This is a genomic window from Paraliobacillus ryukyuensis (genome assembly GCF_003315295.1).
Taxonomy (GTDB): Bacteria; Bacillota; Bacilli; order Bacillales; family Amphibacillaceae; genus Paraliobacillus; species Paraliobacillus ryukyuensis.
The window spans coordinates 45,850-60,649 of the sequence record NZ_QNRI01000007.1 but is presented as its reverse complement, the minus strand read 5'-3'; the positions used below and the strand labels follow the sequence as shown (position 1 = coordinate 60,649).

General features: G+C 36.9%; 10 protein-coding genes and 2 pseudogenes. All 12 read left to right on the top strand.

Going from position 1 to position 14,800, the window contains the following annotated elements:
* Positions 1 to 4: 4 nt before the first annotated feature.
* Positions 5 to 230 (top strand): annotated as a pseudogene (locus DES48_RS10740) (IS1595 family transposase); the annotation flags it as partial.
* Between the two features lie 91 nt (positions 231 to 321).
* A pseudogene (locus tag DES48_RS10735) lies at positions 322 to 741 on the top strand (class I SAM-dependent methyltransferase); the annotation flags it as partial.
* A 329-nt stretch (positions 742 to 1,070) separates the two neighbouring features.
* On the top strand, positions 1,071 to 2,336 hold the full coding sequence (locus DES48_RS10730; RefSeq protein ID WP_113869106.1) for a metallophosphoesterase family protein: 1,266 nt from the start codon (positions 1,071 to 1,073) through the stop codon (positions 2,334 to 2,336).
* Positions 2,336 to 5,854: a YhaN family protein gene (locus tag DES48_RS10725; RefSeq protein ID WP_113869104.1), complete on the top strand. Its 3,519-nt coding sequence runs from the start codon at positions 2,336 to 2,338 to the stop codon at positions 5,852 to 5,854. The genes DES48_RS10730 and DES48_RS10725 overlap by 1 nt, the downstream gene beginning before the upstream one ends.
* A 142-nt stretch (positions 5,855 to 5,996) precedes the next feature.
* Positions 5,997 to 6,701, top strand: a complete 705-nt coding sequence (locus tag DES48_RS10720) for a response regulator transcription factor (RefSeq protein WP_079708971.1) — start codon at positions 5,997 to 5,999, stop codon at positions 6,699 to 6,701.
* Positions 6,698 to 7,696, top strand: a complete 999-nt coding sequence (locus tag DES48_RS10715) for an ATP-binding protein (protein WP_079708972.1) — start codon at positions 6,698 to 6,700, stop codon at positions 7,694 to 7,696. The genes DES48_RS10720 and DES48_RS10715 overlap by 4 nt, the downstream gene beginning before the upstream one ends.
* 80 nt (positions 7,697 to 7,776) lie before the next feature.
* Positions 7,777 to 8,541, top strand: a complete 765-nt coding sequence (locus DES48_RS10710; protein WP_079708973.1) for an ABC transporter ATP-binding protein — start codon at positions 7,777 to 7,779, stop codon at positions 8,539 to 8,541.
* Positions 8,516 to 10,411 (top strand): ABC transporter permease, encoded by a 1,896-nt coding sequence (locus DES48_RS10705; protein WP_113869102.1) that lies wholly within the window; start codon positions 8,516 to 8,518, stop codon positions 10,409 to 10,411. Before DES48_RS10710 ends, DES48_RS10705 begins: the two co-directional genes overlap by 26 nt.
* Before the next feature lie 261 nt (positions 10,412 to 10,672).
* Positions 10,673 to 11,860 (top strand): hypothetical protein, encoded by a 1,188-nt coding sequence (locus tag DES48_RS10700; RefSeq protein WP_079708975.1) that lies wholly within the window; start codon positions 10,673 to 10,675, stop codon positions 11,858 to 11,860.
* 15 nt (positions 11,861 to 11,875) lie between these two features.
* Positions 11,876 to 13,105: a Zn-dependent hydrolase gene (locus DES48_RS10695; RefSeq protein ID WP_113869100.1), complete on the top strand. Its 1,230-nt coding sequence runs from the start codon at positions 11,876 to 11,878 to the stop codon at positions 13,103 to 13,105.
* Positions 13,106 to 13,108: 3 nt separating this feature from the next.
* Positions 13,109 to 14,284, top strand: a complete 1,176-nt coding sequence (locus DES48_RS10690; protein WP_079708977.1) for a M20 family metallopeptidase — start codon at positions 13,109 to 13,111, stop codon at positions 14,282 to 14,284.
* A gap of 206 nt (positions 14,285 to 14,490) precedes the next feature.
* The gene (locus tag DES48_RS10685) at positions 14,491 to 14,793 is read left to right on the top strand and encodes a metal-sensing transcriptional repressor (protein ID WP_079708978.1); all 303 of its coding nucleotides are present in this window, start codon (positions 14,491 to 14,493) and stop codon (positions 14,791 to 14,793) included.
* Positions 14,794 to 14,800 lie beyond the last annotated feature (7 nt).

The following is a 14,800-nucleotide window of genomic DNA, read 5'->3' as shown; positions in this document are numbered from 1 at the left end:
TGTATTAGCGAATTTCGAACGTATCGTTGAAATGGACGAGACTTATTTCTTGTACTCTGAAAAAGAATAAAGAAAGATTAAAGACAGAACCCCTCGTAAATGAGCGGTTCAGCTAAGAAACGTGGAAGCAACGAACAAGTATGTGTCTTAGTCGCAAGAGACCTTGACAAGAACAAACTATAGGAATGGGGCGATTAACAAAAGCCCAATTAGATAAAGCTATTGGATATACAACTAAAGGTGCAGGATTGGTTAAGAACCGACATTCAATACTTAATAATGTATTCTTACTATGCAAATAGATAATTAGGAGGAATTACAATGGACACGACACAACAGAACAGTAATGCTTGGGATAAAAAGGTAGAGGAAGGCTCTAGATATACTCAATCTGTAAGTAGTAATATAATAGAAAAAAGTAGGTCAGGTGAATGGGAAATCACAGTCACCACAGAAAAAGCAGTTCCTAGACAATGGTTTCCAAAATCATTAGAAGGGTTAAAGATACTTTGCTTAGCATCAGGTGGTGGGCAACAAGGTCCCGTTTTGGCGGCCACTGGAGCAGATGTAATAGTTACTGATATATCTAAAAAGCAACTAGAACAAGATGAAAAGGTAGCGAAACGTGATGGATTAACTCTGAAAACAATACAAGGAGATATGTCGGATCTTAGTGATTTCGAAGAAGAATATTTTGATATTGTAGTAAATTCTGTTTCTAATTTGTTCGTAAAAGATGTGCAAAGATACATGTAAAGTAATTAGAGGGTTCGTTCAGTTAGTTACTAAGAAATAAAGTGGAACTTCTATCAATTAGGAAGTTTCATTTTTTTTATATGAAAACAATAGTGACGTTAAAATGGATAAAACATCAAGTCAGCAACCATATAGATAACTTAATAAACAGATTTTTGGTAAGATTAAAGATATAGAAGGTTAAATACACAGAAATATAGAAGTATTTGTTAAAGAAATGTAGGCGTAATCTGTGTTTAAATATAGTAATGAAGAGTTTTTATCTATAAAGCTAATAGACCGCAAATAGGAAATTGACAGAGAGGAGAAACAGTATGTCATTTACGTTTATACACGCTGCTGATATCCACTTAGATAGTCCGCTTAAAGGTCTTGAAAAGTATGAAGGTGCACCGATAGAAGATATCCGAAATGCAACGAGAGAAGCGTTGAAAAATTTAGTTAATCTAGCAATCGAACGAAATGTTTCTTTTCTAATTATTGCTGGTGATCTGTATGATGGGGATTGGAAAGATTACAATACCGGTTTATTTTTCGTCAGACAGATGACGCGTTTACAACAAGCAGGTATTAATGTGTATATGATCCGTGGAAATCATGATGCGCAAAGTATCATTACCAAGGAGTTAAAGCTCCCCGATAATGTGAAGGAATTTCCGGTACATCAACCTACAACCGAAGTAGATGAAGAATTAAAAGTTGCCCTACATGGCCAAGGGTTTATGACACGGTCGGTAACAGAAAATCTCTCAAAGGATTATCCTCGAAAAAAGGAAGGGTACTTAAATATTGGAATCCTACACACAAGTGCAACAGGACGAGAAGGGCACGAAAATTATGCTCCTTGTTCAGTCGAGGATTTGATCGCTAAAGGTTACGATTACTGGGCTTTAGGTCATATTCATTTACGAGAAGCATTGCATGCATATGATCCAGTCATTCTGTTTCCAGGAAATATTCAAGGGAGGCATATTCGTGAGACTGGCGAAAAGGGCTGTACGATTGTGCATGTCAAAGATGGAAGTATTGATGCTTATGAACACCAAGCAATAGATGTTATCCGGTGGGAAGTTTGTACGGTGGATGTCTCTTTTGCTGAGACAATGGAAGATGTCATCGAAGAAGCGAGAATGCAATTAGAGCAACTACAACAACAAACAGATGGCAGGTTTTTGGCTGTTCGTTTTCAGCTAACAGGTGCAAGTCCAATGCACAATCAATTAATTGTTAACAAAGAGTATGTGATGAATAACCTTCGTTCTATGGCGATAACCTTAGGAGATGTTTGGGTTGAAAAAATTAAATTCAACACCACTCGTCTTGTTGATTTGGATCAATTAAAGGAACAACATACTCCTGTGGCAACGATTTTAGAGTTTTTAGAAAACGTGAAAGAAGACGAAGAAACGTTACAATTGCTGTTAGAGGAGTTCAAAGATATCTATCATGCTTTACCTTATGAAGTGAAACATGGGGAAGATGGTTTTCATTTTTCTGATTCATCTGCGTTGAAAGATAGGTTACAAGAAGTAGAAGACTTAATTTTATATTATTTTCAAACGAAGGAGGGTGCTAGATAATGCGGTTTGATCACTTAAATTTAAAAGCATTTGGTCATTTTACGGATTTTGAACTTCCATTTGATAATGCTAAGAATTTTCATATTCTTTACGGGCCTAATGAAGCAGGAAAAAGCACAATTCTTCGCTCCGTATCTAATCTGTTGTATGGTTTTCCACAACAAACAACAGACTCTTTCCTCCATAGTAATCAAAAGCTACGGATTGGTGGGCAACTTAGAAAGCAGAATGGGGAAACATTAGCCTTCTACCGTAGAAAAGGTCGTAAGAATACAGCACTTAATGAAGAAAATGAACCACTAGAAGAAAAAGAAGTGCAAACGTTTCTTGATGGAATGAGTGAACAGCAATTTACCAATATGTTTGCCCTTGATCATGTCCGTTTGCGTCAAGGTGGAGAAAGCTTATTTCAAAGTGATGGTAATGTAGGTGAAAGCTTATTCTCAGCGGCATCTGGAATCAGTGAGCTCCGTGATGTTTTAGATGAATTGGATAATACTGCTCGAAATCTATATTTGAAAAGTGGTTCAAAACCAGCCATTAACCAGGCGATTAAGCAAGAAAAGGAACTGTCCAAACAAATATCAGAAAATCAATTAAAAGTACAGGAATGGAAACAGTTAGAACAAAACTATTCAGATGGCAAAAAACAAATCGAAGACTTAAAAGAAGAAGTAAAAGCATTAGGCATCGAAGAAACAAAATTTCGCCGCTTAAAACAAACATTACCTAAGATTGCTCTTCGCTATCAATTGATCGAAAAGTTGAGCAGGTTAAGTGACACGCCAGATATGCCTGAGCAAGTGGAACAGTACAAAAACGAAGCCCTACAACGCAAAGAAACCGCTGAACAGAAAGGGCGAGAATTAGTCGAGAAACTACAGCAAATTGAACAACAGATCGAGAATCTGTCTGTTCCAACCGCGATACTTGAGCAAGAAGCGCGTATTGAAGAACTGAATCGTGCACTTGATGGTTATCGAAATAACCGTGAGCAATTACCTAGTTTAGAAGGAAAGCAACGTCAGCTTGAGCAACAAGTGCTAGCTACTTTAAAAGATATCGATGCAACGAATACAAATCTAGCAGATATTGAGAAGTACCGCATTGCTGCAGCGAATAAGAGAGAGATCCGAGAGCTAAGTAAACAATATCCATTATTAGAACAAGAAAGAAAAAGGGTAACAAAGGAAGTTGCTGACCTCGAGCAAGAGTTAGCAAAGCATAACGAACAATTGGACAAACTTGATGAAACAGTTGATGTTTCGACATTGGAAAATGCGATTAATCAAGTGAAAGAAGAAGGGAAATTAGAAACGCAGCTTCATGATAAACAGCTAGAATTGACCCAATTAGAACAAGAAATAGCTGACTTAATCCATCGACTTTCACTTTGGGACGGTACAAGTAATCAACTGGTACAATTACCGGTGCCGAATTTAAAAAATACGATTAAGAAGTATGAGCAAAAAGAGCAAGAGCTTAAGCAAGAACGGCAACTGCTTAAACAAAAGATTGCAGAAGAAAATAAAGCAATAGAAGCAAACGAAAAGCGAATGCGAGAACTAGAATCATTAGCTGATATCCCGACCGAATCGCTGTTACAACAATTACGTCACCAGCGTGATGCAGGCTGGTTGGTCATTCGAAATAAATTAAATGATCACCCTGTCGATGATCAAGAACTACAAGCATTCACACAAGGACTGCCCCTTGATTTAGCTTTTGAAAAAAGCATGAATAAAACAGATGATACTGCTGACTTGATGCGAAGAGAAGCAGAAAAGCTTGGCGAAAAGAATAAACTGATGGCTGACCTAGAGGTTAATAGAAAAAATCTAGCAGCATTACAAACAGAAGACGCTAAAGTAGAGGAAGAACAAGCAACATGGCAAGCCAATTGGCAAAAAGAATGGCGCCCAGCAACTATTGATCCACTGACACCAAGTGAAATGATTGAATGGAAAGAACAGTATGACCATATCTATGGTTTAATAGTAAATCAGCAGAAACTAGCACAGGAAATTGCTAGATTAATAGAGCGACGGGATAAATGTATCGATCTATTGCGCAGCTCCCTACATGTTTTCGCTACACTGCCATCAGGACTGACATTGGTTGAATTGCTTGATAAAGCAGAAAATATTAGAAAGCATATTATGAAACTAGCAAACGATCGAATCAACTTACAAGCGCGAACAAAAGAGTTAGCAGATAAATTAACTGATGCAAAAGAAAGACAAGCTGATATTGATACGCAAATGGAGCAGTGGAATAAACAATGGATAAAGTCCCTAGAAGGATTACCCCTAGCAGCAGATACGATGCCAACGATTGCAACTGATCTGTTAGAAACATTTGAATCAGCTGTGCAACACTATGAAGAATTGCAACAAAACGAAGCAGTCATAAAAACAGTCAAAGACCAGATCAATAGTTTTGAGCAAAAAGTTGAAAATTTGAAGGGAAGTCTATCCTCCTCTTTTCCAGATATGACTACAGATATGTTTGTGACACAAATGTATGAGAAGTTAAAAAATGCACAATTGGATAAAGAAAAACGTGTGAATCTAACTACCCGAAAAGAAGAGCTGGAACAAGAAAAACAAGAAGCTGACAATGTCATGAAAAATGCAAACGAAACATTAAACCAGTTAATGGAACAAGCTGGATGTAACACATTAGCGGAATTAGTTGAAGTAGAAGCGGCATCGAAACAAAAGCAAACACTAAAAGTCGATCTGGCACAAAAAGAAGAAGAAATTGTACAAATAGGAGATGGCTTAACATTAGAGCAACTCCTAGCAGAAGCAAACAATGCTAATCATGATGAAATTGATCACCAGTTAGCTGAAATAAGTAGAAAAAAACAAGAGTTAGATAAAACAAGATCTGAGCTTGAACAAAAACATGGTGTAGTGAAACAAGAATATAAAGATAAGATTGAAGGAACTAACTATGCTGCGGTGCAAGCTGCTGAAGAAAAGGAAAGTGTGTTAGCTAACATCGCCAAGTTAACCGATCAATATGTCAATCATAAGCTAGCTTCCTTAATATTACAAAAAGGGATAGAGTATTATCGTGAACAAAATCAAAGTCCAATTATGAAACAAGCAAGTGAACTTTTTAGACAATTGACTTTGCATTCCTTTGACGGTATTGATGTCGATTTTGATGAAAAAGATCAACCGATAATGATGGGAATTCGTAACGATGAAAAGATAAGAATATCGGGAATGAGTGACGGGACCACTGACCAGTTGTATTTGGCACTTCGCATCGCAAGTATTAAAAAATATGTGTCAGAGAACGAGCCGATTCCATTTATTGTCGATGATATCCTTGTGCATTTTGATGATGAACGTTCGAAAGAAACTTTGAAGCTATTACTAGATTTATCGAACTATACCCAAGTTATATTTTTCACGCATCATGCAAGACTGATTGAATTGATGTATGAAGTAGCTGCTGAAAATACATTTGAGTCTATCGAACTGAGAGAGCGTGTGTTTACGTAATTACTAAACTCAATGTCTTTTAAGAAGTAGGAGTTAACCTTAATGCGAAGGAAACTCCTACTTTTTAATTGATACGTATAGGAAAAATTGCCAACGTAATGATAAACTAACAGTAATGAATCGCTAGTTAGGAGAATCGAAATTGGAAAAAATATTGATTGTGGAAGACGATGTTAAAATTGCTAATTACTTAAGCTCATACATAAAAAAGTACCATTATGAAGTTGTTATTGCTACTGACTTTGATCAAATAATGTGCACTTTTCGTCAATCTAATCCAGCACTCGTCTTGCTTGATATAAATCTGCCAAGCTATGACGGGTATTATTGGTGTCGCCAAATTAGAAAGGAATCCATTTGTCCAGTGATTTTTATTTCAGCACGTACAGGGGAAATGGATCAGGTAATGGCGCTAGATAATGGTGCAGATGATTTTATTACAAAACCGTTTCATCCAGATGTGGTTATGGCTAAGATCAGAAGCCAGTTTCGTAGAGCATATGGCGAATATGCTACAAAATTTGAAGAACGTGTATTAATACAAGAGGGATTAAAACTATATCCCGAACGGTTAGAGTTGCAGTTCAAATCGCAAACTACTTCCTTAACAAAAAATGAAACATTCATCATCGAGAGCTTATTCGAGCGATATCCGCGTGTTGCAGGAAGGCAAGATCTACTTGAAAAACTATGGGATGACCAAGTCTATGTCGATGAAAATACCTTGAATGTAAATATCACGCGTGTGAGAAGTAAATTTCAATCTATTGGAATCGAAGAGGCGGTGGAAACAGTTAGAGGAGCAGGTTATCGATTGCGTATTACTTGGAGTGGTGATAACGCATGAGATTGTTTCTGCGGGAACATTTACTATTTATCATTCTTCAGCTTTTTCAGTGTCTCTTATTCCCAGTGCTATTTTGGCTTGATGGGTATCGATCCATGAGCGTTATGGTTTATGTTGTTTTTTTGGGAATTGTATGCACTACTGGCTATCTTATCTATCACTATTTTAGTAGACGAAGCTATTATCAACGATTGCAATCTCCAATGAAAAACTTGGAGCAATCACTTGAATCGACTGATCAGGTGCCAATAACAGAAGCACTGTCAGAATTACTGCGCTCACAATATCGTCTCTACCAAGAAAAACTCCAACAAGCAGAAGAGCAGCAAGAGGAGCATTTGTTATTTATGGATCGTTGGGTCCATCAGATGAAAACACCGCTCTCTGTAATTGAATTAACAGCGCAAACCTTAGATGAACCAGAATCATCAAGTATTCGTGAGGAAACCGATCGATTAAAAAATGGTTTGAATACAGTCCTTTATATGGCAAGACTACGCACAATCACCGAAGACTTTCAGATAAAGCCAGTGATACTTTCTAAGTTGGTTCATGATGTAAACCATGATAATAAGCGTTTTTATATCCGTAATGAAGTATATCCGCAATTACAAGTGAAATCAGAAGTTAAAGTAGAAACAGATGAAAAGTGGTTGTTTTTTATTTTAACCCAACTCGTCCACAATGCGGTGAAATATTCCACCGGGCAAACCAAACAACTAAGCATTGCAATCTATCAGCGAGGACAGGAAGCGGTATTGGAAGTGCAAGATTTTGGTGCGGGTATACCTGTTAGTGATCAGAAGCGGATATTTACGAAATTTTATACAGGGGATAATGGCAGAAAATATCGTGAATCAACAGGGATGGGTTTATATTTAGTAAGTGAAGTGGCGCAAAGACTTGAACATCGCTTAGAAATGGAATCAACAGTTGGAAAAGGAACAACCATGCGTATTATTTTCTCAGAAACGCAAAACCTTACATCATTGTAAGGTTCATGAAAGCATAATCGATCGTAGAACTTAATGATTATGACTATACTTTTACTATAAAAGTTGAGAGGAGCATGGTTATGCTTAGATTATCAAAGGTAAGCAAGATATACGAAGGGAAAATTGCTTATCGTGCCCTTACGGATATTAATCTAGAAATTGATAGAGGTGAATTTGTTGCCATTATGGGGCCGTCAGGAAGTGGAAAAACAACACTACTAAATATTATTTCGACGAATGATGCGCCAACTACTGGGCAAGTAGAAGTTGAAGGGGAAAATCCACATAACTTGAAGAAAAATGCGTTAGCTAAATTTCGTCGAAACAAATTGGGGTTTGTTTTTCAAGACTTTAATTTGTTGCATACTTTAACGGTGGAAGAGAACATTGTCCTTCCTTTGACATTGGAAGGTACGAAAGTTAAGGATATGAAACAGAAAGCGGATGAGATAGCTAAAGTCCTTGGTATCGAAGCTATTATGGAAAAACGAACATACGAAATATCTGGTGGGCAAATGCAGCGGGTAGCCATTGCTAGAGCGATGATTCATCAACCAAAGCTATTATTAGCAGATGAACCTACAGGTAATTTGGATTCAAAGGCTTCCAAAGATGTGATGAACTTGCTATCTACTATCAATAAGCAGGAGCACACGAGTCTTCTAATGGTAACACATGATCCACAAGCAGCAAGCTATTCTGATCGGGTTATTTTTATCCAAGATGGCAAGTTACATTCAGAAATCCATTGTGGAGAGAGTAGACAAGCCTTTTTCCAAAAGATCATTGATATGCTCTCATTGATGGGAGGCGAAGGTGATGACTTTTCGTCAGTTCGCATTTAAAAATGTGTGGCGTAACAAAAGGACCTATATTGCTTATTTTTTAAGCAGTATGTTTACCGTAATGGTGTTTTTTACTTTCGGTAATTTTGCTTTTCATCCGACGTTTGGAGAGGGCTCACTTAATCAAAACGTGCTATTAGGTATGACAGTAGCAGGCGGCATTATCTATGTATTTTCGTTCTTTTTTATTTTATATTCGATGAGTGCTTTTTTACAATCGCGAAAAAAAGAATTCGGTTTATTAATGACACTTGGTGCTTCAACTAAGCAAGTTCGCTTGATAGTATTTTTAGAAAATATCTTAATTGGTTTTTTTGCGACAGTAGGTGGAATTTTACTCGGATTGTTATTCTCGAAAGCAATCCTACTTATTGCAGAAAACATTTTAATTATTGATGAATCGCTTGATTTTTATTTTCCAATAAAGGCAATCGTGATTACACTAATTAGTTTTCTTCTTTTGTTTTTATTTATTTCGTTCTTTGTCTCATTTTTCCTGCGGACAAATAAATTGGTTGATTTGATAAAAGGAGATCAACAGCCTAAGAACGAGCCAAAAGCTTCTGTTCTATTATCAATAGTTGCGGCACTTTTGCTGATTAGTGGTTATGTAGCGGCACTCATTGTAAAAGGAATTGTCGTTGTTAGTGCTATGATTCCTGTCATTATCGTTGTTACAATTGGAACGTATTTGCTATTCACGCAACTTAGTGTGTTTCTTATAAGAAGCGTAAAAAGAAATAAAGCAATTTTTTGGAAAAAAACCAATATGCTACTATTATCTGATTTATCTTTTCGACTAAAGGATAATGCACGAACTTTTTTTATGGTGGCCATGATTTCAACGGTTGCTTTCAGTGCAATTGGGTCATTGTATGGTTTCCAATCAATACTCATGAAAGATATAACAGATGCTAACCCGTATTCAATTGAATATGTTCCTAATAAAGAGGACAGTCAAGAAATAATAGAAGATGATATGAGGCGGATCAATGCCACTTTAGTTAAAGAAAATGTAACTACCGAAATGGAATCCATTCGATTAAGCTACTTTCAACCGGTAAAAGAGGAAGAAAAAGTTTTAATTGTAAGAGCTTCAGAGTTCAATAACATCGCGCGATTAATTGGCGAGAATACAGTTTCACCTGCAGAAAATGAAGCTATTGTAGTTGAGGCAAATGCAGCAGTATTAGGACAAGAAACAAATGCTGGTGAAAAATTAATGGAAGCAACCATTAAGTTGACCAATGGAGACATGATTACTCCAAAGAAAGTAATTGAATCAGAGGCTATATCTGAATTAAATGGTTATTATGTAGTAAATGATGATAGCTATGATCAGCTAGGCAAACCAGAAAACACATATATAAATGTAGTATGGCAAGCTAAAGCGGGACAGGAAAATCAATTAATAACAGTCGGAGAAAAGTTAAACACAGAAGTGCCTACTAAAGTTTTTGTTCCAGATTATCAACTGTATGAGATTAACAAGTTTTATGGTCCGATTTTATTCATTGGTTTATTTATTGGAATTGTCTTTTTTGTTGCAGCAGGTAGCTTTTTGTATTTTCGATTGTTTACTGATATGAATGGTGAAAAACAGAAGTTTCGTTCCATTGCTAAAATTGGATTGAAAGAATTTGAATTAAAAAAAGTAGTTAATCGTCAAATTAGTTTATTATTTTTTGCGCCAATTGTCGTGGCCATCATCCATGGGGGTGTAGCACTCACAGCTTTGTCTCATTTATTTAACCACAATCTTTTGAAAGAATCTTTCTACGTTTTAGGAAGTTTTGCCTGCATTCAAATCATCTACTTTTTGGTTGTTCGTTATTTTTATATGAAACAATTGAAAAGAGCGATATTCTAATCTTATTAAAGAAACCTGCGGAAATACTCCACAGGTTCTTTTTTTAGTTAAAAATCAAGTAAACAAGCCTATCTATTACCTATTAGTATTATTTATGATATATAGGTCATTTTACATTGAACAAAAAATACAGAACAAACATAATTTTCAGACAAAACAATTGACTTGATTCGACATGTGTATTATTATGCTTACATGTTTTATATTTGAAATATTCTTTTATTTTAACAACAGACAACAAAAGAAAGAAGAGGGATGCATATGTCGCAAATGTTAGCTTTAGCACTACTTACACTTATTTTATTTATTGGAGATGCAGTTGCTGTTCGAACCAAAGCATGGATACCATCCATTTTTGTTTGTGCAGTTTTATTTTTATTAGGATATTGGACGTTCTTTCCACAGGATATTGTGGCGTTAGCGGGAATTCCATCTGCTACTGCTACGATGCTAATGTACTTGTTGATTACCAACATGGGTACATTGCTATCACTTAAAGAATTAAAAGCGCAGTGGAAAACCATCGTTATAGCATTATCAGGTATTGTTGGTGTTGTAACGGTATTAATGTCAATTGGTGTACTTTTATTTGGTTTTAAAACCATGGTAGTTGCTACACCACCATTGGTGGGAGGACTTGTGTCTTCTTTACTTATGTCTGATGCTGCTAATGCAGCAGGATTATCATCACTAGCTGTATTGGGAATCGTCATTTATGTAATCCAAGGATTTGCTGGCTATCCGATTACCTCAATTGTTTTGAAAAAAGAAGGGCAACGATTATTGAAACTTTATCAAAAAGGAGAATTACAAGCAAAGCAAGCGAATAGCACAGTTGAAAAGACTGAAGCAAAAACCAATCAGTCGAAATGGAAGCTACCTGAAAAATATAATACGGATTTCTTTAAATTCTTTAAACTCGCTTTTGTGGCATATCTAGCCTATCTTGTATCCACAGTACTGGCACCGCTTGTAGAAATAAGTCCATTTGTACTTTGTCTATTATTTGGTGTCATTGCTACTAGTATTGGTTTTCTTGAGAAGCAAGTATTGCAAAAAGCAAACGGCTTTGGTCTTGCGATTTTAGCGTTAATGCTATTTGTACTTGATGGCTTAAATCGAGCAACACCATCGATGTTACTGGAATTATTATTCCCGTTGGTGGGTAGCATTGTGCTTGCTATTATTGGTATGTATATCTTTTCTTTTATTGCAGGAAAAGTCCTGAAAGTTAGTAAACATTTAGCGTTCGCTGTTTCTTTAACTGCGTTATACGGATTCCCGGCAGATTATATTATTACAAATGAAGTAATCAAGTCACTAACTGATGATGAAGAGGAAAAAGCGGTTTTAACTAGTCATATGTTGCCGCCAATGTTAGTAGGCGGTTTTATCACCGTTACCATTGTGTCGGTTATTTTAGCAGGCATCTTTGTCGGGTTCTTATAAAAAGGAGAATAAAGAATGAGCCAACTTAAAAATAGAATTGAACAACATATTGAAATGATAGCAACCTATACTGCTACACCTGGTAACGGGACAACTCGTCTCACCTATAGTAAAGAAGATTTACAAACAAGAAATTATCTAAAAGAACAAATGCAAGCAGCGGGACTTACTGTCAAAGAAGATGGTTTTGGTAATATTTTTGGTAAATTGGAGGGTAGTAATCCAGATGCACCTAGTGTCCTGATTGGATCACACTTTGATTCGGTACCAAATGGTGGTGCTTATGATGGGCCGGCAGGGGTAGTTGCTGCGCTTGAGGTTGCCAATTTGTTTCAGCAACATAACATCAAGCCAACCTATCCATTGGAAATCGTTGCATTAGTAGAAGAAGAAGGTTCCCGATTTGGGGGTGGTTTAATGGGATCGCGAGGAATCACTGGATTATTAAGGGAGGGAGACTTTTATCAGCTACAAGATAAAGATGGTATTTCCCCCAAAGAAGCAATGCAAGACATCGGATTGGATCCCTCACTTCCTAAAATGAGAGATCCCAAAACAATGAAGGCTTTTTTAGAGTTGCATATTGAGCAAGGACCAATTTTGGAAGAAAAGAATATTCCAATTGGTGTCGTCGAATCGATTGTTGGTCTTACGCAATATGAAATAACGGTGAAAGGTCAAGCTGGTCATGCAGGAACAACGCCAATGGATAAACGATCAGATGCTTTAATTACCGCTGCTAAAATTGTTAGTACCTTACCTGACTTTGCCATCAAAGAAGGAAATGGAACTGTTTTAACAACTGGTCAGTTAAATGTTTTTCCAAACGGTTCAAATGTTATTCCAGATAAAGTCATTTTCACCGTAGATATTCGCTCGGGAGAAGAAGAAAATGTGCGACATGTGATTAATCAAATGCTACAATGCGTAGATTCTCATCAAGGGAATGGAATAGAAATCGATGTGGAAGAGAAATTATATATTCAGCCAAAAGCCCTTAGTGAAACAATTCGAAACCAGTTAAAAAAGCAAAGTGAGAATTGTGGTATCACATTTTGCTCGATTAATAGTGGGGCAGGTCATGATGCGATGGTTTTTTCAGATGTTACCGATGTAGGTATGTTATTTATCCCGAGTAAGGCAGGTTTAAGTCATTGCCCAGAAGAGTGGTCAGATGTAGCACATATTGCAAATGCAGTAGAAATTTTTTATGAAACAGCTAAACAATTAACGGAGGCGAAATAATCCATGCTCAATCAAAAAATAAAGGAAGTTATCCAGGCATCGAACGAAGAACTCATTACCTTACGTCGAAAGCTTCATGCTGAACCTGAGCTATCTTGGGAGGAAGTGCATACAACCGAATTTGTTTGTAACTATCTTGATCAACTGGGCATTACGTATCGGCGAACAGAACCGACTGGTGTGATCGCAGAAATTAAGGGAGGAAAACCCGGAAAAACCGTTGCCCTTCGTGGAGATATGGATGCTCTTTCTGTAGAAGAGTTAAACAAAGGTTTGTCGTATGTTTCACAAGAAGATGGAAAAATGCATGCTTGCGGTCATGATGCACACACATCGATGCTAATGATAGCAGCAAAAGCATTAAATAAAGTAAAAGATGATTTGACTGGCACTGTTCGCTTGCTATTTCAACCGGCTGAAGAAGTGGCACAAGGCGCAAAAGCATTTGTTCAACAAGGAGCAGTTCAAGGTGTAGATAATATATTTGGCATTCATATCTGGTCACAAATGGAAACAGGAAAGGTTAGTTGTTTACCTGGACCTACATTTGCAGCAGCAGATCTATTTACTGTTACGTTTAAAGGAAAAGGTGGTCATGGAGCAATGCCACATACCTCCATTGATGCTTCCGTTGTAGCTTCTGCATTTGTCATGAACGTCCAACCTGTGATTTCCAGAATGATCGACCCACAACTTGCCGGTGTGTTGACCATTGGGAAAATGACTGTTGGTACACGCTTTAATGTTATTGCTGAAAATGCTGTTCTGGAAGGAACTGTTCGTTGTTTTGATCCAGAGACACGTGATTTTATTGAACAACAGTTGAAACATTATGCAGAACAAACCGCTGCATTGTACGGAGCAACTGCAACAGTAGATTACATTCATGGTACGAAAGCGGTTATTAACGAAGAAAAAACTGCGAAACTGGTACAACAGGTCGCTGCCCAAGCATTTGGGGAAGATGTATTGTATGAAGAAAAACCAACGATGGGAGCCGAAGACTTTAGTTTTTATCTTAGTGAAGTGCCAGGTAGTTTTGCAGTAGTTGGCAGTGGTAATCCGGACAAAGACACAAGATGGCCACATCATCATGGTCGTTTTAATATTGACGAAGATGCGCTTTCGACAGGTGCTGAATTGTATGCACAGTATGCGTGGAGCTATTTAAACCAATAATAGAATATAATTAATAAAAGCTGGATACTTTGAAAGATAGGGTATCTAGTTTTTTTGATGGCTGTTTTTCCACTATCTTTGTCGTGTATGTCATTTTTGTAATAATCCAGACTAAAAATAAAACTGACTTTAATTCAAGGGTATTTCATTGACATATATACTATACGGGGGTATAGTAAAATTATAAAGAAAAGGAAGTGATAGACATGGATGAATTTTTACATGATCACCCAAGTACTCCTAGAACACAAGAAGAAAAAGATAAAGTGATTAATCGTTTAAAAAGGATAGAGGGTCAAGTGCGAGGCATTCAAAAAATGGTTGAAGATGATCGTTACTGCATGGATATATTGGTTCAAATCAGTGCAATTCAGGCCGCGCTTAAAAATGTTGGCTTCTCGGTCACAGAACGTCATATGAAACACTGTGTGAGTGATGCCATTCAAAAAGGTGAAGGCCAAGAAACCATTGAAGAGTTAATGAACGTACTGAAACAATTTTCTAAGTAAGGAGGAA